Source organism: Pseudomonas thermotolerans DSM 14292 (assembly GCF_000364625.1).
GTDB lineage: Bacteria > Pseudomonadota > Gammaproteobacteria > Pseudomonadales > Pseudomonadaceae > Aquipseudomonas > Aquipseudomonas thermotolerans.
This window is the reverse complement of record NZ_KB822604.1, coordinates 147,674-169,732: the sequence shown is the minus strand read 5'-3', so window position 1 is coordinate 169,732 and position 22,059 is coordinate 147,674. Positions and strand designations below refer to the sequence as shown.

At 64.1% G+C, this 22,059-nt stretch carries 17 protein-coding genes, 1 pseudogene and 1 CRISPR repeat array; of the genes and pseudogenes, 14 read left to right on the top strand and 4 right to left on the bottom strand.

Features of this window, described 5'->3' with window-relative positions; all coding sequences use genetic code 11:
- From H165_RS0106875 to H165_RS0106865, 3 genes are all read left to right on the top strand, one after another.
- Positions 1-1,125: acetyl-CoA C-acetyltransferase (locus H165_RS0106875; RefSeq protein WP_017938180.1), on the top strand; the 1,125-nt coding region annotated here is incomplete at its 5' end.
- Between the two features lie 174 nt (positions 1,126-1,299).
- Positions 1,300-2,733 (top strand): short-chain fatty acid transporter, encoded by a 1,434-nt coding sequence (locus H165_RS0106870; protein ID WP_017938179.1) that lies wholly within the window; start codon positions 1,300-1,302, stop codon positions 2,731-2,733.
- A 210-nt stretch (positions 2,734-2,943) separates the two neighbouring features.
- A complete protein-coding gene (locus H165_RS0106865) occupies positions 2,944-4,041 on the top strand; it encodes an FUSC family protein (protein ID WP_017938178.1) in 1,098 nt (365 codons plus the stop codon).
- A gap of 84 nt (positions 4,042-4,125) precedes the next feature.
- Here the strand turns inward: H165_RS0106865 and H165_RS0106860 are convergent.
- Positions 4,126-4,464 (bottom strand): annotated as a pseudogene (locus H165_RS0106860) (5-methylcytosine restriction system specificity protein McrC); the annotation flags it as partial.
- Between the two features lie 8 nt (positions 4,465-4,472).
- Positions 4,473-5,348: a LysR family transcriptional regulator gene (locus H165_RS0106855; protein WP_026146420.1), complete on the bottom strand. Its 876-nt coding sequence runs from the start codon at positions 5,346-5,348 to the stop codon at positions 4,473-4,475.
- A gap of 107 nt (positions 5,349-5,455) precedes the next feature.
- On the opposite strand from H165_RS0106855, the gene H165_RS0106850 reads away from it, so the two are divergent.
- Positions 5,456-6,364, top strand: coding sequence for a DMT family transporter (locus tag H165_RS0106850; RefSeq protein WP_017938175.1), 909 nt, complete (start codon positions 5,456-5,458; stop codon positions 6,362-6,364).
- Positions 6,365-6,398: 34 nt separating this feature from the next.
- Here H165_RS0106850 and H165_RS0106845 read toward each other — a convergent pair whose 3' ends face one another.
- On the bottom strand, positions 6,399-7,331 hold the full coding sequence (locus tag H165_RS0106845; protein WP_017938174.1) for a LysR family transcriptional regulator: 933 nt from the start codon (positions 7,329-7,331) through the stop codon (positions 6,399-6,401).
- Between the two features lie 28 nt (positions 7,332-7,359).
- Complete coding sequence (locus H165_RS0106840) at positions 7,360-8,238, bottom strand: aldo/keto reductase (protein ID WP_478212669.1); 879 nt, start codon at positions 8,236-8,238, stop codon at positions 7,360-7,362.
- 198 nt (positions 8,239-8,436) lie between these two features.
- Here H165_RS0106840 and H165_RS0106835 point away from each other — a divergent pair, with 198 nt between their 5' ends.
- The 10 genes from H165_RS0106835 (at position 8,437) to cas2e (ending at position 21,495) form a co-directional block, all read left to right on the top strand.
- Positions 8,437-9,588 carry an efflux RND transporter periplasmic adaptor subunit gene (locus H165_RS0106835; RefSeq protein ID WP_017938172.1) on the top strand — a complete coding sequence of 384 codons (1,152 nt, stop codon included), beginning with the start codon at positions 8,437-8,439 and terminating at the stop codon, positions 9,586-9,588.
- A gap of 11 nt (positions 9,589-9,599) precedes the next feature.
- On the top strand, positions 9,600-12,770 hold the full coding sequence (locus tag H165_RS0106830) for an efflux RND transporter permease subunit (protein ID WP_017938171.1): 3,171 nt from the start codon (positions 9,600-9,602) through the stop codon (positions 12,768-12,770).
- Between the two features lie 521 nt (positions 12,771-13,291).
- Positions 13,292-15,886 carry a CRISPR-associated helicase Cas3' gene (gene cas3 / locus H165_RS0106820; protein WP_051059491.1) on the top strand — a complete coding sequence of 865 codons (2,595 nt, stop codon included), beginning with the start codon at positions 13,292-13,294 and terminating at the stop codon, positions 15,884-15,886.
- Positions 15,883-17,388: a type I-E CRISPR-associated protein Cse1/CasA gene (casA, locus tag H165_RS0106815; protein ID WP_017938167.1), complete on the top strand. Its 1,506-nt coding sequence runs from the start codon at positions 15,883-15,885 to the stop codon at positions 17,386-17,388. Before cas3 ends, casA begins: the two co-directional genes overlap by 4 nt.
- Before the next feature lie 13 nt (positions 17,389-17,401).
- Entirely contained in the window at positions 17,402-17,944 is a 543-nt protein-coding gene (gene casB / locus H165_RS0106810) for a type I-E CRISPR-associated protein Cse2/CasB (RefSeq protein WP_026146416.1), read from the top strand.
- Positions 17,941-18,585 carry a type I-E CRISPR-associated protein Cas6/Cse3/CasE gene (gene cas6e, locus H165_RS0106805; RefSeq protein WP_017938165.1) on the top strand — a complete coding sequence of 215 codons (645 nt, stop codon included), beginning with the start codon at positions 17,941-17,943 and terminating at the stop codon, positions 18,583-18,585. The genes casB and cas6e overlap by 4 nt, the downstream gene beginning before the upstream one ends.
- Positions 18,586-18,599: 14 nt before the next feature.
- Positions 18,600-19,631 carry a type I-E CRISPR-associated protein Cas7/Cse4/CasC gene (cas7e, locus tag H165_RS0106800; RefSeq protein WP_017938164.1) on the top strand — a complete coding sequence of 344 codons (1,032 nt, stop codon included), beginning with the start codon at positions 18,600-18,602 and terminating at the stop codon, positions 19,629-19,631.
- A gap of 8 nt (positions 19,632-19,639) precedes the next feature.
- Positions 19,640-20,353, top strand: a complete 714-nt coding sequence (gene cas5e, locus H165_RS0106795) for a type I-E CRISPR-associated protein Cas5/CasD (RefSeq protein ID WP_017938163.1) — start codon at positions 19,640-19,642, stop codon at positions 20,351-20,353.
- A gap of 1 nt (position 20,354) precedes the next feature.
- On the top strand, positions 20,355-21,230 hold the full coding sequence (gene cas1e, locus H165_RS0106790; protein WP_017938162.1) for a type I-E CRISPR-associated endonuclease Cas1e: 876 nt from the start codon (positions 20,355-20,357) through the stop codon (positions 21,228-21,230).
- Entirely contained in the window at positions 21,208-21,495 is a 288-nt protein-coding gene (gene cas2e, locus H165_RS19110; protein WP_081609333.1) for a type I-E CRISPR-associated endoribonuclease Cas2e, read from the top strand. Before cas1e ends, cas2e begins: the two co-directional genes overlap by 23 nt.
- Before the next feature lie 47 nt (positions 21,496-21,542).
- A CRISPR array of direct repeats spans positions 21,543-22,058; the repeat unit is 28 nt; unit sequence GTCTTCCCCACGCACGTGGGGGTGTTTC.
- Position 22,059 lies beyond the last annotated feature (1 nt).

Sequence of the window (22,059 nt, the reverse complement as noted above, 5' to 3'; positions counted from 1 at the left end):
GGCTCGCTGGCCAACCTTCCCGCTCCCGAGCTGGGCGCCGCGGTGATCCGCCGCCTGCTCGAACAGACCGGCCTGGACGGCGCTGCCGTGGACGAGGTGATCCTCGGCCAGGTGCTCACCGCCGGGGCCGGGCAGAACCCGGCGCGCCAGGCGGCGATCCGCGCCGGGCTGCCGCACGCCGTACCGGCCATGACGCTCAACAAGGTCTGCGGCTCCGGACTCAAGGCCCTGCACCTGGCCGCCCAGGCGATCCGCTGCGGCGACGCCGAGGTGGTGATCGCCGGCGGCCAGGAGAACATGAGCCTGGCCCCCTACGTGCTGCCCGGCGCGCGCACCGGCCTGCGCATGGGCCACGCCCAGTTGGTCGACACCATGATCCGGGATGGCCTGTGGGATGCCTTCAACGACTACCACATGGGCATCACCGCCGAGAACCTGGTGGAGAAGTACGGCCTGACCCGCGAGCTGCAGGATGCCTTCGCCGCCGAGTCGCAACGCAAGGCCGCGGCGGCCATCGAGGCCGGGCGCTTCCGTGAGGAGATCACCCCGATCCTGATCCCGCAGCGCAAGGGCGAGCCCGTCGTCTTCGCCATTGACGAGCAGCCGCGCCCCGGCACCACCGCCGAGACCCTGGCCAAGCTCAAGCCGGCCTTCAAGAAGGACGGCACGGTCACCGCCGGCAACGCCTCGACCCTCAACGACGGCGCCGCCGCGGTGCTGCTGATGAGCGCCGACAAGGCCCGCGCCCTCGGCCTGCCGGTGCTGGCGCGCATCGCCGCCTACGCCAATGCCGGGGTGGACCCGGCGATCATGGGCATCGGCCCGGTCTCGGCGACTCGCCGCTGTCTGGACAAGGCCGGCTGGACTCTGGACGAGCTCGACCTGATCGAGGCCAACGAGGCCTTCGCCGCCCAGGCCCTGGCGGTCGGCCAGGAGCTGGGCTGGGATGCCGCCAAGGTCAACGTCAACGGCGGGGCCATCGCCCTCGGCCATCCGATCGGCGCCTCCGGCTGCCGCATCCTGGTCAGCCTGCTTCACGAGATGCTCAAGCGCGACGCGAAGAAGGGCCTGGCCACCCTGTGCATCGGCGGCGGCCAAGGCGTGGCGCTGGCCATCGAGCGCTGATCCTGCTTTGGCGCCGCCCGGCGCGGGAGGGCTCCCCGCGTCGCCGGCACCCGCCTCATCCGCTTTTTCCGCCCCTACTCCGCACGGAGCGGGGCGGCATCAGGGACAGGTGCGCCGCTCTTCCAGACGGGGCGCACCTCCCGCATACCGAACATAAGAACAACGAGGTTCCCGATGTCCGTTCACATCACCCACAAGCCGATAGAAGAAAGCCGCTTCGCGCGATTCGCCATGCGCTGCTCGAACTGGGCCGAGCGCTGGTTCCCTGATTCCTGGGTCTTTGCCGTGGTCGGCGTGCTGATCGTCACCCTCGCCGTGCTGGCCCTTGGCGCCACCCCCACCGCCGCCGCCAAGGCCTTCGGCGACGGCTTCTGGAGCCTGATTCCCTTCACCATGCAGATGGCCTTCGTGGTCATCGGCGGCTATGTGGTGGCCAGTTCCGGACCGGCCTCGAAGCTCATCGACCTGTGCGCGCGGGTACCGAAGAACGGCCGTTCGGCGGTCGCCTGGGTGGCCCTGGTGTCCATGCTCGCCTCACTGCTCAACTGGGGCCTGAGCCTGGTGTTCGGCGGCCTGCTGGTGCGTGCCCTGGCCCGCCGCGAGGATCTGAAGATGGACTATCGCGCCGCCGGTGCCGCCGCCTACCTGGGCCTGGGCGCGGTCTGGGCGCTCGGCCTGTCCTCCTCGGCGGCGCAGCTGCAGGCCAACCCCGGCAGCCTGCCGCCGGGTATCCTGCAGATCACTGGGGTGATTCCCTTCACCGAGACCATCTTCCTTTGGCAGTCCGGCGTCATCCTTCTGGCGCTGGTGGTGGCATCCCTGGCGATCGCCTACCTGACCGCGCCGGGGGCCGGCAGCGCCCGCGACGCCAAGGCCTGCAGCGTGGACGTCAGCTTCACCCCACCGCCGGTGCACCGGCCGAGCCGCCCGGGCGAGTGGCTGGAGCACAGCCCGCTGCTGATCATCCTGCTGGTGTTGCTGGCCGGCGGCTGGCTGTACCACGAGTTCTCCACCAAGCCGGCGATTCTGGCGATCTCCGGGCTGAACACCTACAACCTGCTGTTCCTGATGCTCGGTGCGCTGCTGCACTGGCGGCCGCGCAGCTTCCTCGACGCCGTGGCCCGTGCCGTGCCGACCACCACCGGGGTACTGATCCAGTTCCCGCTGTACGGCTCGATCGCCGCGATCATGACCGGCGTGCCGGGCAGCGACGGCCAGAGCCTGGCGCACCACATCTCTACCTTCTTCGTGCAGATCGCCTCCCACGACACCTATGCGCTGCTGATGGGCGTGTATTCCGCGGTGCTCGGCTTCTTCATCCCCTCCGGCGGCGGCAAGTGGATCATCGAGGCGCCTTACGTGATGCAGGTGGCCAACGAGCTGCAGTACCACCTGGGCTGGGCGGTGCAGATCTACAACGCCGCCGAAGCGCTGCCGAACCTGATCAACCCCTTCTACATGCTGCCGCTGCTCGGCGTGCTCGGCCTCAAGGCGTGCGACCTGATCGGCTTCACCTTCGTCCAGCTGCTGGTGCACATCCCGCTGGTCCTGGTGCTGCTCTGGGCGCTGGGCAACACTCTGGCCTACGTGGCGCCGGTGATGCCCTGAGGCCGATCCGACGCTTCGGCCGGCCAGGGATGGCCGGCGAGCGGGGCGAAGTGTCGCTGCCCCTGGCCAGACCCTGCGCGGCAGGGGGCCGACGAGCCGAAGACGTGTCTCTGTCGCCGTGCCTGCCGTCCCACTCCGCAAACTGGGCTAGCCTAGCCTACGGGAACAGCAGGCCGGACGATCCCGGCGAGTATCCGGGAGCACGCCTTCATGCGCACTTTCTTCCAGCGGTGGGCCCGCCTGACCGGCAGTCAGGTGCGCGAGCTGCTCAAGATCAACCCCAGCGACCGCCGCTGGCAGATGCCCGTGGCGGCGGCCCTGGCCACCGGCCTGCCGCTGCTCATCGGCGCCTGCTTCGACCGCCTGGACTACGGCCTGGCTTCGTCCTTGGGCGGACTGGTGTTCATCTATCTGCCGGCCACTCCGCTGTCGCACCGCATGGTGACCCTGATGGGCTGCGCCTTCGGCCTGAGCGGCTGCTACACCCTGGGGCTGCTCAGCCACTTCTTCCCCTGGAGCATGGTGCCGGCGCTGGTCTTCACGACCGCCGTGGTGACCATGGTCTGCCGCTTCTACCGCATCGGCATGCCCGGCAGCCTGTTCATCATCATGGCCGGGACCATCGGCATGTACACGCCCCTGGACGACCCCCTGGAGGTGCCCCTGTGGGTGGGGCTGGTGGCCATGGGCGCCTTGCTGGCCTTCCTGATCGGCTTCCTCTACAGCCTCTACGCGCTGCGCCTGGAGGCGCCCCAGCCGGCCCAGCCGGCGGTCGCCAGCTTCGATTTCGTGGTCTTCGATTCGCTGCTGATCGGCGTCTTCGTCGGCCTGTCCCTCGCCGTGGCCCAGCTGCTGCAGCTGGAGAAACCCTACTGGGTGCCGGTGAGCTGCCTGGCGGTGATCCAGGGGGCCTCGCTGCGCGCGGTGTGGAACCGCCAGCTGCAGCGGGTACTTGGCACCGGCATCGGCCTGCTGGTGGCCTGGGGCATGTTCCTGCTGCCGCTGAACAAGTGGGCGGTACCCTTCCTGATGATGCTGCTGTGCTTCATCGTGGAGACTGCGGTGGTCCGCCACTATGCCTTTGCCGCCATCTTCATCACGCCGATGACCATCCTCCTCGCCGAGGCCGCGACCCTCTCGTCGAGCTCGGCGGCGGCGCTGATCGAGGCACGCTTCTACGACACCCTGCTGGGCTGCCTGGTGGGGCTGCTCGGCGCCCTCTGTCTGCACAACCCGCACTTCCGCCGGTGGCTCGGCGAGCCGCTGCGCCGGCTGATTCCGCCGGGCTTCCGGAGCGGAGCAGCCTAGCCCGCATCCCTGAGCGGCGCTTGGGCTTCCAACCGGGCGCTGGTTAGGGGAATCGCCGCGCTTTGGCTATCCAGCAGGCACTCGTTGCCAGTCGCCGGCCACGGCCAGGGGCATCTGCTGCCTGAGGATCAGCTCGCACCAGGGCTTGATGGCTTGGTAGTGGGCCATCAGCCGGTCGTGGCTCCAGGCGCGCAGGTCCAGGGCGATCTGTCGGCTCGCCGGAACCTCCGCCAGCAGGGTGCGCAGCTCGTTGGCCAAGCGCCAGTTGGTGGGGTTCTGGGTATGCTTGGCGACTTGCTCCAGGGCCAGTTTGAGCAGGCGGTTTTCCGCCCGATCGGCCAAGAACAGGTCATGACGAATCTGGAAGTGATGCTGGCGCCCGGGCGGCTGGCGCATTTGCGCCACCACATTGAGCTGGCCCCGGCGCTGGGCTACGAATACGCTCTGTCGGACAACTTGAGCGTCTTGATCAGCAGGTCTCTGAGGCGGTCCACAGCCTTGGAGTTTTGCGAGGCCCGGCTGCGGTAGACGGCGACTTCCACCGGCTCTACCGGGCCCAGGCCATGTTCTCGCCCCAGGATCTGCAAATGCTCCGGTATGCAGCAGCGGGTTAGCACCGCTATGGCCAGTCCGCTTTCCACTGCGGCGAACTGCCCGGCCAGGCTGGAGCTGTTGTAAACCACCTTGTAGCGCCGCCCTTGCAGGGCGAGTGAGTTGATCGCGTTGCGGCGGGCGAGGCTGGCGGCCTCGTAGACCGCAATCGGCAATGGATCGCGGCGCCACAGCTCGAATTGCGGCGAGCCCACCCACACCAGAGGTTCGTGGAAGAGAAAGGTACCCCTCCGGGCGTGATCACGGGAAACCAGGGCGAGATCCAGTTCCCCGTTTTCCACGCGAGGGATCAGTACCGACGACTGCTCGCAGTTCAGTTCGATCTCCACGCCACCGTGGCGCGGCGCGAAACGCTTGAGCACTGGGGTGAGGTATCGGGCGGCATAGTCGTCGGGCACGCCGAGCCGGATGCGACCGGTCAGTTCTTCGCCGTGAAACGCAGCCTTGGCTTCCCCGTGCAGGTCCAGCAGGCGCCGGGCATAGCCCAGGAGCTTCTGTCCGTCGGCGGTCAACTCGAGGTGCCGCGGACCGCGTATCAGCAACTGCCGCCCTACGGCAGCTTCGAGTTTCTTGATTTGCATGCTGACCGCCGACTGGGAGCGGTGCACCTCTTCGGTCGCCCCCGACAACGAACCCGCGTCGACGACCGAGACGAAGCATTTGAGCCAGTCGATCTGCAGATCACGTTGCACCATCATCGCGCTATTTCGAAAATCGAATTCATAAGTTTCATATTATTCGCTTCTCGCGATTGCGGCCCGCTTTCATGCTGGACGGCATGAAAACGTCTGAGCAATTCGCAATGTCGCAGCCAGGCGCCGTCCACTGCGAGGCTGGGAGCCGCCTCGCCCGCGGCGGCACCCTGGCCTTCCTCATGGGCAGCCTCGTCCTCGGCAGCGTGGGCATCTTCGTGCACGAAGCCGGGACCGACCCACTGACCGCGACCTGGTTCCGTTGCGCATTCGGCCTGCTCGGTCTCACGCTCTGGGCCGCGTTGCGCCGGCAACTGAGCGCCCTGCAGCTGCGCCGGCGTCCCAGCATCGCAGTGCTGGTCACGGGCTTGCTGATGGTGGCGGCCTGGGGGTTGTTCTTTGCGGCCATCGAATACATTTCCGTCGGCATTGCCACGGTGCTGTTCCACGTGCAGCCGCTGTGGCTACTGCTGCTGGGGGCCTGCTACCTGAAAGAGTCCATCGCCACGCGACGCGTCGTCGCGGTGCTGGTCGCCATGCTCGGCCTGCTGCTGGCCACCGGCGTGCTCGAGCAGCTTGCGCCGTTAGGCGCGGAGCAGGGCATCCAGGCCAGCTACTGGCTAGGCGTGGCCTTCTGTCTGTGCGGGGCGCTGTGCACCGCCTGGGTCACCATCGTCGCTCGACAGGTGCGCCACATGCCGGCCGGCACACTGGTCTGGTGGCAGTGCGCGGTGGGAACCATCGTCCTGGGCGCCTGGCCGGTGCTCAACGGCTGGCCGGAAATGGGCGTGGCCTGGGCATGGCTGTCGGGACTCGGGTTGCTGCATACGGGACTCGCCTACGGCCTCATCTATGCCGGCATGGCGCGCCTCGATACCGACCGGATCGCGGTCTATCAATTCATCTACCCGGCGGTCGCCATCCTCATCGACTGGCTGTTCTACGGACAGAGCCTGGGCGGCCTGCAGTTGAGCGGCATCGCGATCATGGCGGTCGCGATCTGGCATGCCGAACGCTAGCCGCCGGACGCGCTCCGCGCTGGTGTGCTGGCGGCTACTCGCAGCCATCCCGAACGGGAAGCTTCCACTGCGGCTCCATCTCCGCCACGCGCCGCGCAATCCAGTCACTGAAGGCGCGTACCGTCGGGGAGAGGTGGCGATTCTTCGGATAGATGATCGACAGTGGTACTGTCGGAGCGCCGAGATCCGGCAGCACCTGGCGCAGTTGGCCGCTGCGCAGGCAGGGGATGACCAGGTAGCTGGCTGCGCGTATGAGCCCGAGGCCTTCCAGGCCGCAGGCGAGATAGGCGTCGGTGTCGTTGACGGTGATGCGTTCCTGGATGGGGGCTGTGATTTCCTCTCCGTCGATCACGAAGCTCCAATGGGATCGGCGGCCGCTGCGATTGGACAGGAAACCCACGGCATGATGACGACGGAGATCCTCCAGGCAGCGAGGCTCACCATGTTTCTCGAGGTAGGCCGGTGAGGCGCAGGTGACCCACTCGAAGCCGGCTATGCGGCGGGCGACCAGTGTCGCCGAATCCTGGGGTACGCCGGCCCGAATCACGCAGTCGACGCCCTCTTGGACGAGGTCTATGGTCCGATCCCCAAGCGACAGGGTGATTTCCACGTCAGGGTAGTCGGCCAGGAAGTCCCGGATAGCCGGCACCACGAACAGGCGCGCGAAGGAGGAGGTCATGTCCACCCGCAGCTTGCCTCGGGGCCGGCCGGTCCCCGGGAAGGACGACTCGATCCGCTCGATTTCGGCCAGCAGTCTGCGGCAGTGGTCGTAGTAGAGGCTGCCATCCGGGGTGAGACTGATGTGGCGAGTGGTCCGCTGCAACAGCCGCACGCCAAGGAAGGTTTCCAGTTCCTTGATGATGCGGGTCACGGTGGATGCCGGCATTTCCAGGCTCTCGGCGGCCTTGCTGAAGCTGTGTACCTCGACCACGCGGCAGTACACCTGCATGGCCTGAAGTCGATCCATTGCTCTTGCTCCTCGCGGCTTGCGCAGGTCAGAAATCGGCCGTCTCGGGATCCGGGCCGAGCCGACCGTCAGCCCTGTCGAGGCTGGCCAGGCTTGCCAGGTCCTCGTCGTCCAGGGCGAAGTCGAACAGCTGGCAGTTTTCCTCGATTCGCGCCGGCCGAGCGGACTTGGAGATTAGCATCAGGCCGTTGTCCAGGTGCCAGCGCAGAATGACCTGGGCCGGGGTCTTGCCGTGCTTGGCGGCCAGCGCCAGTACCCGCGGATCGTTCAGCGGGGTTGCCGAACGGTCTTTCCAGAGTCCCAGCGGACTCCAGGACTGGGTGGCGATGCCGTTCCGGGCATGGAACTCGCGCAGCGCCCGTTGCTGGAAATAGGGATGGAGTTCGACCTGGTTCAGCACCGGAACGACGCCCGTTTCGCCGATCAGTCGCTGCAGTTGCGGGATGGCGAAGTTGCACACGCCTATGGCTTTTGCAAGGCCTTCCTCCTTGAGGCGGATCAGGGCGCGCCAGGTGTCCACATAGGCATTGCGAATGCGCGACGGCCAGTGGATGAGATAGAGGTCCACATAGTCGAGACCGAGCCGCTGCAGGCTCGCCTCGAAGGCGCCAAGCGTCAGGTCATGCCCGTGATGGGTGTTCCATACCTTGGTGGCTACGAAAATCTCTTCCCGCGGAACCCCGGCGGCACGGATGCCCTCCCCGACGCCCTCTTCGTTGTAGTAGGCCTCCGCCGTGTCGATCAGCCGGTACCCCGTGCGAATGGCGTGAGCCACCAGCGCGGCGCTGTCCCGGGCTTCGACTTGCCATAGTCCGTAACCCAGCCGCGGAACGCGGGTGCCATCGTGCAGCGCTTGAACAAGGGAATTCATGACGTCGAACCTCGTCGGGAAGGGGAGTCTGGTCACCTTACCCCAATCACTGGCGATAATTATTCCATCTAAAAGAAATGAAAATTCCGCGAACGGTTTTATCCGTGGATCTCCGTTCTTTTTAGAGGATGATTGTTCCATTTTTGGCAATAGTAAAAGCCGCCTTCGACTCTATATCCATGGGCGTCCCTGGCAGAGACTGCCGCGAAGTTTCCAGTTTCGCAGGGGCGTGCCATGTTCATTGCAGACAAAGGTCGAGCGTTCATATGGGGCGGGCTTTTCGGGGTCGCCATCCTGACCTTCGGGGGATATGCCTTCTTCGGGGCGAAGGCCACTCAAGCCGTGCCGGCAGAGCCGGTGCGCGTGGCGGTGCGTGAGGCCACCAGTCGCTGGGTCAGCGAATGGGCCGAGTACTCCGGGCAGCTGGAGGCGGTCGAGCATGTCGAAATCCGCCCGCGGGTCGCTGGCACGGTGCTGGCCGTGCATTTTCGCGACGGGCAGCTGGTGCGTCAGGGGGATCTGCTGTTCACGCTCGACCCGGCGCCGTTCGAGGCCGAGCTCAAGCGCGCCGAGGCGCTGCTGGCGCAGGCCGAGGACCGCCAGCGCTTCACCGCGCGGAATCTGGAGCGCGGTCGGCGCCTGATCCAGGCCAACGCCATCGCCAAGCGTGACTTCGACGCGCTGGAAAATGCCGCTCGGGAAGCGCGCTCGGCCGTGCTGGCCGCCCGGGCGGTGGTCGAGCGTGCCCGTCTGGACGTCGACTACACCCGCATCACGGCACCGATCGCGGGGCGCATCTCGCGTCCGGAGATCACCGCCGGCAACGAGGTGAAGGCCGGCGGCGATGCTCCGCCGCTGACCTCCATCGTCAGCCTCGATCCCCTGTATGCCGCCTTCACCATCGATGAACGCACCTATCTGCGCTACGTGAGCGCCCGGCGAGGGACGGACCCGCTGCAGGTGCAGGTCGGTCTGGCCGGGGACGACGGCCATCCCCATGCCGGCCAGCTGTATTCCCTGGACAACCAGCTGGACACCCGCACTGGCACCCTGCGTGTGCGTGCGTTGCTGGCCAACCCGGACGGCCGCCTGGTCCCCGGCCTGCAGGCCCGGGTGCGCATGCAGGTCAGCGATCCCTATGAGGCCACCCTGATGGACGAGACGGCGATCGCCACCGATCAGGACCGCCGTTTCGTGCTGGTGGTGGGTGACGACGGCCGGGTCGAGTACCGCCGCCTGGAGCTGGGCAGCCGGCAGGGCGACCAGCGCGTGGTTCGCCAGGGCTTGGAACCCGGTGAGCGGGTGATCGTCGAGGGCGCCCAGCGCGTCCGGCCCGGCGATCTGGTTCGGGTCGAGCAGGCCTGGCCGGCACTGGCCAGCGACTAGGAGGACATCAGATGAACCTGTCCCGCTTCTTCATCGACCGGCCGATCTTCGCCGGGGTGATTTCGGCGCTGATCTTCATCGCCGGGGCCATCGCGATGCTGGCCCTTCCCGTCTCCGAATATCCGCAGGTGGTGCCGCCGTCCATCGTCGTGCATGCCCAGTATCCGGGCGCCAACGCCACCACCCTGGCGCAGAGCGTGGCCGCGCCCATCGAGGAGGAGGTCAACGGCGTCGAGAACATGCTCTACATGCAGTCGCTGGCGAATGCCGACGGCAACCTCTACCTGACCGTGACCTTCAAGATCGGCACCGATCCGGATCAGGCCCTGCAGTGGGTGCGCAACCGCGTGGAACAGGCCGTGCCGCGGCTGCCGGAGGACGTGCAGCGCCTGGGCGTGACCACCATCAAGAGTTCGCCGAACATCACCCTGGCGGTGCATCTGGTTTCGCCGAGCGGTGAGTACGACGCCAACTACCTGAGCAACTACGCCATCCGTCACGTTCGCGACCGGCTCGCCCGTATCGATGGGGTGGGCCAGGTCAATCTCTGGGGCCCGGGTGCCTACGCCATGCGCATCTGGCTCGATCCGGAGGCGGTGGCGGCACGCGGCCTGACCGCGGCCGAGGTGGTGGCGGCGATCCGCGAGCAGAACGCGCAGGCGGCGGTGGGCAGCATCGGCGCGGCGCCGATGGTCGAGCAGGCTCCGTTCCAGCTGTCGGTCAGCGCGGACGGCCGGCTGCGCAGCGTCGAGGAGTTCGGCGGCATCGTCCTGCGCGCCGAGCCTGACGGTCGCACCACATTGCTGCGCGACGTGGCGCGCATCGAGCTGGCCGCCCAGGAGTATGGGGTGCGTGCCTACTTGGGGCGGGACGCGGCCGTGCCGCTGGCGATCATGGAAGCGCCGGGCGCCAACGCCCTGGAGATCGCCGCCAGGGTCCAGAGCACCATGGAGGAGCTGAAGACCCGGTTTCCCGCCGGGCTGGACTACCGCATCGTCTACAACCCGACCCGTTCGGTGCAGGCGAGCATCGACGCCGTGGTCCGGACGCTGTTCGAGGCCATCGGGCTGGTGGTGATCGTGGTGTTCCTCTTCCTGCAGACCTGGCGGGCCTCGATCATTCCGCTGCTGGCGGTGCCGGTGTCCATCGTCGGCACCATGGCCTGCCTGTACCTGTTCGGCTTCTCGATCAACGCCCTGAGCCTGTTCGGCCTGGTGCTGGCCATCGGCATCGTGGTGGACGACGCCATCGTGGTGGTGGAGAACGTCGAGCGCAACATCGCGCTGGGCCATTCCCCGCGCGAGGCCACCTACCTGGCCATGCGCGAGGTGAGCGGCCCGATCATCGCCATCGCCCTGACCCTGGTGGCGGTGTTCGTGCCGCTGGCCTTCCTCTCCGGGCTGACCGGGCGTTTCTACCAGCAGTTCGCGGTGACCATCGCGGTCTCCACGGTACTGTCGGCGATCAACTCGCTGACCCTGTCGCCGGCGCTTTCCGCGCTGCTGCTCAAGTCCCACGGCGAGCAGAGCGACTGGCTGTCGCGGGCGATGCAGCGGGTGTTCGGCGGGTTCTTCGGACGCTTCAACCGGGCCTTCGCATGGGGCTCGGAGCACTACGGACGGGGCGTGGCGCGGCTGGCCGGGCGCAAGAGCCTGGTAATGGCGATCTATGCCGGGCTGCTGGGCGTTACCGTGCTGCTCGGCAAGGTGGTTCCGGGCGGGTTCGTGCCGGCGCAGGACAAGGAGTACCTGATCAGCTTCGTGCAGTTGCCGGCCGGTGCCTCGCTGGAGCGCACCGATGCGGTGCTCACGAAGATGACCGAGATCGCCCTGGACGAGCCGGGCGTGGCCTCTACCTCGTCCTATGCCGGCCTTTCGATCAACGGCACCACGACCAGCTCCAGTTCGGGACTGTCGTTCATTCTCCTGGCGCCCTTTGAAGAGCGTCAGGGGCTGAGTGCCGACGCCATCGCCGCGTCACTCAATGCCAAATATGCGGGCCTGGAGAAGGCCAGCTTCGCCGCAGTATTCCCTGCGCCGCCGGTCATGGGGCTCGGCTCGCTGGGTGGCTTCAAGCTGCAGCTGGAGGACCAGGGCAATCTCGGTTATGACGCGCTGCACCAGGCCACCCAGGCCTTTATCGCCGAGGCGGCCAGACAGCCGGAGCTGACCCCGCTGTTCAGCACCTACCAGATCAATGTGCCGCAGCTGCGCATCGACCTGGATCGCGCCAAGGCCAAGCAGCTGGGGATTGCCGTCAGCGAGGTGTTCCAGACCCTGCAGGTCTACCTGGGCTCCTTCTACGTCAACGACTTCAACCTGTTCGGCCGCGTCTACCAGGTACGCGTGCAGGCGGATGCGCCGCATCGCGCCCACCCGGAGGACATCCTGCAGTTGAAGACCCGCGCCGCCGACGGCCAGATGGTCCCGCTCGCGGCCTTCGCCAGTGTGGAGCAGATCTACGGTCCGGAGCTGGTGACCCGCTACAACGGCTTCACCGCCGCGGACCTGAGCGGCGCGCCGGCGCCCGGCTACTCGTCGTCGCAGGCCATGGCCGCCATCGAGCGGGTCGCCGCGAAAACGCTGCCGCCGGGCATCGGCTATGAATGGACCGATCTCACCTACCAGCAGATCATCGCCGGCAACAGCGCGCTGTGGATCTTCCCGCTCTGCGTACTGCTGGTCCTGCTGGTGCTGGCCGCGCAGTACGAAAGCCTGACCCTGCCGCTGTCGGTGATCCTGATCGTGCCGATGAGCCTGTTTTCGGCGCTGCTGGGCGTCTGGCTGACGGGAGGAGACAACAACATCTTCACCCAGATCGGTCTGATCGTGCTGGTCGGCCTGGCCTCGAAGAACGCCATCCTCATCGTCGAATTCGCCCGCGAGCTGGAAATCGCCGGTCGCTCCACGCTGGATGCGGTGTTGGAAGCCTGCCGGCTGCGCCTGCGGCCGATCCTGATGACCTCGCTGGCGTTCATCATGGGCGTGGTGCCGCTGGTCATCTCCCACGGCGCCGGCGCGGAAATGCGTCAGGCCATGGGGATCTCGGTGTTCTTCGGGATGCTTGGCGTCACCTTCTTCGGGCTGTTCCTGACGCCGGTGTTCTATCTGGTCATGCGCAGCTTGTCAGGCCGGCCTTTGCGTTCCTCGAAAGCATGGAGCGGCAGTGTCGAAGCCCAGTGAGCTCAGCGGCTGGCTATGGAGTCATGCGTATCGGAGGCTTAACGCCAGGAAGCCTCCGCATAGTTCCGGATCTCGTTTGGGCGGGGAGGGGGCGGCGGCCGGTCAGGTGTTTCGAGCCATGGACAAGGCGGGGCTGTCCATAGAGACGGTGTGCTTCGATCTCGCCGAGGTCGACGTAGCTTGGGAGCATGTCACGAATGCCCGCCTGGTATTCCGGATGGAGCGAGGCGGGTGATTGAGCCGGTCAGCGTTGCCAGCAACGGCTACGAGTGATGATCGCCCGTCAATACAAGAAGTTTTCAGCTCTTTTCAAACCGTCCGTGCTAACGGGATAGAGCCTGAGAGACCCCTTCTCGTTTTGGCGGTGCGTCCGACTATTCGCTTTCAGAAGCGGTACTTCCGGTTCGTGTCGATGGGAAGCGAGAAACGGCTTCTAAAGAGCATGGCAGATGGGCATGATATCAGTGTGATATAGAGTGTCAGTCCTGACAGATAAGGCACAGACTCGATAGGGATGTTTCATGTGGCAGAGACGCCCGTCCAGCAGGCCTACTAGCGGCACCGCGATTTCTTTCCAAAAGTGTCCGGCCAAGACGTATACACGTTCGGATGGGCGTGTAGCGCCGGGTCGATCCGTGCTGGAGCACTGCACGATTGTTGGGGAGGTGGCCAGGGCACTCATGGCCCGGTTTCCCCGGGGACTGGCCGACAGGCTATTTCCCCCGGGGGCCGAAATGGCTGCAGCCTGCCACGATATTGGCAAGGTCAGCCCCTGTTTCTATGAAAAGCTCCGCCGCGCCTGCGCACCAGAACTCCTCGATATTCTTGAACCTCTTGCGAATGTCAGTCCCGACCTGGAAACCCGCTGGGGTGGCCATGCCGGTGTGAGCCAGGTCGCAGCCAGGGCGCTGGAGGCACCTGATTACGTTGCCGAGATCCTTGGCCAGCACCATGGCTTTTCTCCGCCCGTCCACGGGCTAAGAGCGACCGATGAAGTCTTCGGAGGCGCTGCATGGCAGCAGGAGCGTGCATTGCTCGTGGCAGAGCTGAAACGGCTGCTCGCTGCCGATTGGCCATTCATCTCGTCAGTGCCGCAGGCCCGTCTCCTGGCCGGATTGACCTCCGTTTCGGACTGGATCGGTTCGGGCAGATTCTTCGAGGATCCAGCGCTTCCCTGGCGGGAGCGCATCGACGAGGCGCTGGATGATGCGGGCTTCATCCCGCCCGACTACCGCCGGCATTTGTCATTCGACCAGGTTTTCGGCTTTGCCCCACGCCAAGCGCAGCAACAACTGATCGATGCGGTGGTGTCTCCGGGAGTCTATGTACTTGAGGCCCCGATGGGGCTGGGCAAGACCGAGGCGGCGCTATTCGCGGCCTATCGCCTGCTCGAAGCGGGTCAGGCCTGCGGGATCTATTTCGCTCTCCCCACCCAACTGACCTCCAACAAGATCTACGAGCGCTTCAATGCATTCCTGGAGCGGATTCTTGCCGAAGGGTGCCGCCATCGTTCGCGCCTGCTCCATGGCAAGGCCTGGCTGGTGGATACCGATATGGGGGAAGAGGGGCGACCGGGAGGCGCATGGTTCAATCATGCCAAGCGCGGGCTGCTCGCCCCCTTTGCCGTCGGCACCATCGATCAGGCCTTGATGGCAGCGATGAACGTCAAGCACGGTTTCGTGCGTGCCTTCGGGCTAGCCGGCAAGGTGGTGATCCTCGATGAGGTGCATACCTATGACGCTTACACGGGGACCTTGCTCAATGCCCTGGTTGAGCTGCTGCGCGAGTTGCACTGCACCGTCATCATCCTGAGCGCCACGCTCAATCGCGAGCGCAGGCAGGAACTGCTTGGAGCAGTGGTCAAGGAGGACGCATACCCGCTTATCTCTGCCGCTCCCAGTCAGCAACCCGCAAGTGAGTGGCCTGTGCCCGCAGGGGAAGGGCGGGAGGTAAGCGTTCGGCTGCTTGCCGATCCGGCCAGGGCATTGACTGAAGCCTTGGAACGGGCCCACCGCGGTCAGCAGGTGCTCTGGATAGAGAACACGGTGGCGGAAGCTCAGGAACGGTATCTCGACCTTGCGGCTCGGGCCAGCGAGCTGGGCATTGAATGCGGCCTGCTGCACTCACGCTTTATCGCAGATGATCGTCAGCGGATCGAAGATCGTTGGGTTAACCTGTTCGGAAAAGGTGGCTGGCAGGAAAGAACCCAGCGGGGACGCATCCTGGTTGGTACGCAGATCCTCGAGCAGTCTCTGGACATCGATGCCGACTTCCTCGTCAGCCGCTTTGCCCCGACCGACATGCTGCTACAGCGTCTGGGGCGTCTGTGGCGCCATGCCGAAACGCCCCGCGAGCCCTCGGCGCGGTGTGAAGCCTGGGTGCTGGCTCCGGACCTGGATCAGGCGATTGCCTCTCCCTACTCCGCTTTTGGCAGTACGGCTCACGTCTACAGCCCCTATGTGCTGTGCCGCAGCTTGGAGGTGTGGCAGGGAAGGGCGTCGTTACGGCTACCTCAGGATATTCGGCAGCTGATAGAACAGACCTACGCCCAGCGCCAGGAAGAGGGGCCCATGGCGCAATGGCTGCACGAACTGGATGACGGCACGCGACAACGCATAGGACGGAAGGCTCTGAGTCAACTGGCCCGGCTGACGCTGGCCGAGGACGGCAAGACACTGCCGGAAAGCAAGGCGCAGACCCGCTACAGCGAACAGGATACCCAGGAGGTAGTGCTGCTACGCGCCGCGGTACTCAAGCCGGATGCGAAGGAAACCCACCTGACCCTGCTCGATGGCACCCAGTTGCAGCTGCCTTGGGGGCGACATGTGTTGGGCAGGCAAGCCTGGCGCGAGCGCAGTGCCTGCCTGATGCGGCAGACCGTGCCTGTGCGTGTCCAGGATGCCCCGGAGCCACTGCCCATCGACACGCTGAAGAAATTCCACTTTCAGCACTGCTTCTATCTCGGTGACCCGGCAGAGGATGAAGCCATCCTGCGGGTCGCTTTGGTTGATGAAGTCGGTGTACTAAATGGTTTGCAAGGGGCCCCAGTCCACCCGAAATACCGCCTGGAATATAGGGAGGACTTGGGGTACCGGGTCCTCAAGGAGCATGGATGAGCACGATGGAAAATCGCTTCAATCTGATCGACGAGCCCTGGGTTCCGGTAGCCGGTATCGGGCGCGTCAGCCTGTGGCAGATCTTCGAGAATCCCCAATTCCGTAGTCTTGGCGGCAATCCGATCCAGCGGATTGCGCTCACCAAGCTGTTGCTGGCGATTGCCCAGGCGGCCTTCACTCCTGAGGATGATGCTGACTGGAGGGCATTGGGTGCCGAAGGGTTGGCGCAACGATGTCTGGCCTATCTGGATCGTTGGCATGAACGGTTCTACCTGTATGGCGAGCAGCCGTTTCTGCAGATACCTGCCATCAAGGCCGCCGCTATCCAGAGCTACGGGGCGGTACTCCCGGACGTTTCAACCGGCAACACCACTGTTCTGACTCATGGGCAGGTCGAGCGCCCGTTGGACGATGGAGAAAAAGCGCTGCTGCTGGTCAGCCTGATGGCCTTTGGTTTGGCCGGCAAAAAGACCGATAACAGCGTGGTTCTGACGCCTGGCTATGCAGGCAAGCGCAATGACAAGGGAAAACCCTCATCCAGCAAGCCCGGTCCGGCTGTGGCCCATATGGGGTTGCTACACAGCTTTCTGGTTGGCAATAGTCTGCAGGAAACGTTGTGGCTCAATTTGCTCACCATCCGGCAGATTGAGCAGGCGATGCTTTTTCCGCAAGGGGTGGGGACCGCACCTTGGGAGCGCATGCCGCAAGGTGAAGACTGCGCTGTCGCCCAGGCACTGCGTCAGTCGCTCATGGGGCGTTTGGTCCCGCTGTGTCGCTTCTGTCTGCTGGCCGAGGAGGGTCTCCATTACTCCGAAGGGATCGTCCACCCCAGCCACAAAGAGGGTGTTTGGGATCCTAGTGTGGCGGTGAACCTTACCGGCAAGGAACCCAAGGTACTCTGGGCTGATCCCGAAAAGCGCCCTTGGCGTGAACTCACCTCCCTACTCAGTTTCATCGAACATGGCGCTGGCCATGGCTTTCAGAGTTTGCAGTTGCGAGCGGGGGTAGAGCGGACCCGTGATGTGAGCGAAGTTTTCGCCGTTTGGTCGGGTGGGCTGCGGGTCAGCAGCAATGCGGGCGAACAGTACGTTTCCGGCAGTGACGACTTCGTCGAGTCTCAGGTCTGGCTGCACAGTGAGATGCTTGGCGAAGCATGGTTTACCCAGCTCAAGGCTGAAATGGATTCCCTGGGGGGGCTAGCCAAAGGGCTGTATGGTTGCGTCATGGCCTATTTCAAGGAGCAGAAAGCGGATGGTGCCAAGCTGGCAGCTCAAGCCAGCGCATTGTTCTGGCAGCTCTGTGAACGTCATTTCCAGCAACTGGTAGATGCCTGTGATCAGGATGATCGAGCGACCGAGCAACGCCGCCAGTTGCGTTTGACCTTCTCGGCGTATGTCCATCAGGCGTACGACCACTTCTGCCCGAAGGAAACGGCTCGCCAGCTGGATGCCTGGGCCAGGTGCCGGCCGAATAACAGCAAGTATCTGAGTCAGGAGGTGTAAGGGAATGGAGCCTATGCAATTCCGGGATCAAGGCCCGCAGAACGCTCAACCCAGTCGGGAAGAGCGTTTTGTTGCCGGAATACTCAAGCTGTGCACTGAGAACAAGGGGGCCGCCGCTCGTCTGAGACGAGCCGACAACCCGACGACCGAGTACCAGAGCTGGGAGGTGCTGGCGGGCTACGGTATCGACCTCGAGAAGGAATATGAACGCCTTCCATACGCCTGTGTGGCAGCGGCTATCGCGAAGTCCAAAGCCGAGCGGAATGGCAGTCTGAAATTGGGGCAGGCCATTGGGGCCTGTTACGAGAATGGCAATGCCAGCGACCAGGCCAAGGCACGTCTGCGGCGATTGCTGGCCTGCGATGACGTCGCGGAGCTGTGCCGCATTCTTCGGCCCCTTTTCTCGCTGATCGACAGTCGCGTCAGTCAGGGCCTCGATTACGTCCGCCTGCTCAAGCAACTGCGACAGTTTGGCTTCAATGCCCAGCAGATCAAGGCGCAATGGGCGCAGGAGTTCTATGGACGGTCTGAGCCTGGCGAGGAGGGGCAGCCATGAGCATGATCGCCAGCGTGCTCCATCTGGACCGACGCGATATCAAGGCGCTGCGCATCACGGATCCCTACTCCCTCCATCGTGTGGTTTACAGCCTCTATGACGATGTCCGCAGCGCTGAGGAAAAGGGGGGCAGTCAGCCCAGTGGAATCCTTTATGCGGACCAGGGCGGTGATTTTCACGGCAGGCGCATCCTGCTCCTGGCGGACCGGATGCCGGCCGAATCCGTTGATGGGCGATATGGGAAGGTGCAGAGCAGGCCGGTTGCGGACAGCTTTCTCGAGCATGATCGCTACGGTTTCAAGGTGATCGTCAATCCGACCCGTCGCGAGAGTGCCAGTCGCAAACTGGTGCCGGTGAAAGGCCGGGAGGCTATCGGCAGCTGGTTTTGCGAGCGGGCTCCCCTCAGTTGGGGGTTTCGCGCCCTCCCGGAGTATCTCGAGGTAACCAGGGTCGATGTGGTCCGGTTCAAGGACAAGCAACAGCGTCTGGTGACCCTCGCTCAGGCCCATGTTCAGGGCCAGCTTGAAGTTCTTGATCGCGCACTGTTCCGCAGGAGTTTCGCTCGGGGTATTGGCCGCGCGCGCACCTTCGGCTGCGGGCTGTTGCAGATCGTGCCTCTTCTCGACAATCCCTTTGCCTGAAAAGGACTTTCACCATGACCAACGCTTACACCAATACCCGTATCGAATACCACATCCTGCAATCCTTTCCGGTGACCTGCCTGAACCGCGACGATGTTGGTGCACCGAAGACAGCCGTGGTGGGCGGCGTGACTCGGGCAAGGGTCAGCTCGCAGTGCTGGAAGCGGCAGGTACGCTTGGCCATGCCGGCCTTCGGCATCAAGCTTGCCGTTCGAACCAAGCAGGCGGAGAGTCTGTTCGTGCAGGCCTGTCTGGAGGCTGGTGCCGATGAAGCCAGCGCCCAGGCTTGTGGGAAGAAACTGGCCGAATTGCTCATCGACGATACCCTGCTGTTCATCAGTGACAGTGAAGCGCGGGCATTTGCCGAGTATGCCCGCGAGCAGGAATTCGATGCGACCAAACTCAAGGACAAGGAAGTGGCCAAGGTCGCCAGAAAAGCTATCAATCCGGCTGTGGATGCTTTGGACATCGCTCTCTTCGGTCGCATGGTGGCCAAGGCGGCTGACATGAATGTCGAGGCGGCAGCTTCCTTTGCCCATGCCATATCCACCCACCGGGTGAGCAACGAAGTGGAGTTCTTCACGGCACTGGATGACCTGCAGACGGAGCTGGGCTCAGCGCACATGGGCAGTCTCGAATTCAACTCCGCGACCTACTACCGATATGTCAGCCTCGACCTCGGTCAGTTGGCCCAGACGCTGGGTGAGGAAGACCTGAAAAAGGCCATCGCCGCTTTCACTCAGGCACTGTTCGTTGCCGTGCCCAGCGCCCGGCAGACCACCCAGTCCGGCGCCAGCCCCTGGGAATTCGCCCGAGTGCTGGTACGCAAGGGCCAGCGTCTGCAGGTGCCGTTCGAGACACCGGTGCAACGGGCACGGGATGGCGGCTATCTGCAGCCCAGCATTGAGGCGCTGAAGGGGTATTTGGATAAGACGGAAAAACTCTCCGGCTCGCTGTTCGGCAAGCTGGGCTGCTACGACTGGGGAGAAGATGAGAATTTCAGCATCGATGACCTGATCGCCAAGTTGCAAAGCCATGTGCAGTGAGGTGGGTGATGAGCGATCCCTATCTGTTGCTGTGGCTGGAGGCACCGCTGCAGTCCTGGGGGCATGACTCCCGCTTCGGGCGCCGCGATAGCCTCGACTTTCCAACCAAGTCAGGAATCCTGGGGTTGTTGTGCTGTGCCCGTGGTGCCGGCGGAGAGCAGCGCGACTGGCTGGCCAGGTGGGCGGATCTGGATCTGCAGGTGGTGGGCTATGTGCCGCAAGACAGGCGCGGGCAGCCTCTCCCGCGCCAGCCATTGCTGCGAGATTTCCAGATGGTGGGCAGCGGCTATGACGATCAGGATCCTTGGCAGACGCTATTGATCCCTAAAACCAGCGAGGGGAAGAAGGCGGTCGGTGGCGGTACCAAGATGACCTACCGCTACTACCTGCAGGACATGGCCTACGCCGTGGCCCTGCAGGCCCCGGCAGAACTGGTAGAGGAGACGATTCAGGCGCTGACCAGTCCGGTCTGGGATATTTATCTGGGTCGCAAGAACTGTGTGCCTACGGAGTTTATCTATCAGGGATGCTACCCGAGCGCCGAAGAGGCGCTCTCCGTAGGCCAAGGGTTGGCAACTGAAAAGCGTCGGGCCTTCGCGTTGCGCGTCCTGCAGGGGGAGCATCCGGGCGAGGTGCTGACGCTCAACGACGTGCCACTGCAGTTTGGCCCTTACAAGAAATATCGTGATCGTCAGGTGACCGTACAGAAGCGGGAAGATTGAGATGGCGGAAGGGCAGCGCCTGTTCGTCAAGGTGACTCGTGACTCCCTTCCGCAAGTGAAGGACAAGTATCCGTTCCTGTATCTGGAGCGTGGTCGCCTGGAGATCGACGACAGCAGCATCAAGTGGATCGATGCTGATGGCAACGTGGTTCCGTTACCGGTAGCGACGCTTAACGCCTTGCTGCTGGGGCCCGGTACCACGGTGACGCACGAGGCCGTCAAAACGGCAGTGGCAGCCAACTGTTCGATCTGCTGGGTGGGCGAGGACAGCCTGTTGTTCTATGCGGCGGGTTTTCTACCGACCGCAGATACCCGCAATCTGAAGCGGCAAATCGAGCTGGCTTCCGATGCACAGCAGTCGTTGGAAGTTGCCAGACGCATGTTTGCCCGTCGCTTTCCCGATGCCGAACTACAGGGCAAGACGCTGCAGGAAATGATGGGCATGGAAGGTCATCGCGTGCGTGCCCTGTACCAGCAGAAGGCAGAGGAATATCAGGTGGGCTGGAAGGGACGCCAGTTCACGCCTGGCAAGTTCGAGCTGAGCGATGTGACCAATCAGGTGCTGACCGCAACCAACGCGGCGCTGTACGGCATTCTATGCTCGGCAGTTCATAGCATGGGGTATTCGCCGCACATCGGTTTCATCCACTCAGGCAGCCCGCTACCGTTCATCTACGACCTTGCCGATCTTTACAAGGAGTCCCTCTGCATCGATCTGGCTTTTTCTCTCACGCGTGAACTGGCGGGGCGTTACGACAAGCACAAGGTGTCGGCCGCGTTTCGCCGGAGGGTGCTGGATGCGAACCTGTTGACAAGGATCGGGGACGACATTCAGGAAATTTTCGGAGAGGGTAATGCTCGTCGTCGTCGCAAATGACCTGCCGCCGGCGGTCAGGGGACGGATGAAGCTTTGGTTCATCGAGCCCCGTCCTAACGTATTCGTATCGGGCATCAAGGATTCGGTGGCGACGGCGGTGATTGATTATTTATACAAACATTGCCCGCCCGAATCGGGCCTGCTGATGTTTCGATCTCTTCCGCAGCCGCCCGGTTATGAAGTCAGAACCATTGGCCCCCCTCGAAAACCGATGACGAACATCTCGGGTTTGCAGCTCGTTGTCGAAACCCTTGTATCGGCGTAACCCCAAGATCTTGTATCAGTAATAGGGCTCCTTAACAATTTGTTGGTGTCTTCCCCACGCACGTGGGGGTGTTTCCAGGTGCGCGGCAAGTGGGAAGCGCCAGAGCTGGTCTTCCCCACGCACGTGGGGGTGTTTCCCCTGGTCATCTTCGGCCTGAAGAACATGGCGGGTCTTCCCCACGCACGTGGGGGTGTTTCCGCTCGAAACTGTCAGTGACGTATGGGACTACGGTCTTCCCCACGCACGTGGGGGTGTTTCCGAGGGCCTGCCGTACTACGCCAAGCTGGATCGGTCTTCCCCACGCACGTGGGGGTGTTTCCGCTCGAAACTGTCAGTGACGTATGGGACTACGGTCTTCCCCACGCACGTGGGGGTGTTTCCGAGGGCCTGCCGTACTACGCCAAGCTGGATCGGTCTTCCCCACGCACGTGGGGGTGTTTCCAGCCGCTCGGTAGTTTCGCCGCTGGAGTCGGTGTCTTCCCCACGCACGTGGGGGTGTTTCTCGATACCCAGACCCCATGCCGATGCGCTTTAGGTCTTCCCCACGCACGTGGGGGTGTTTCC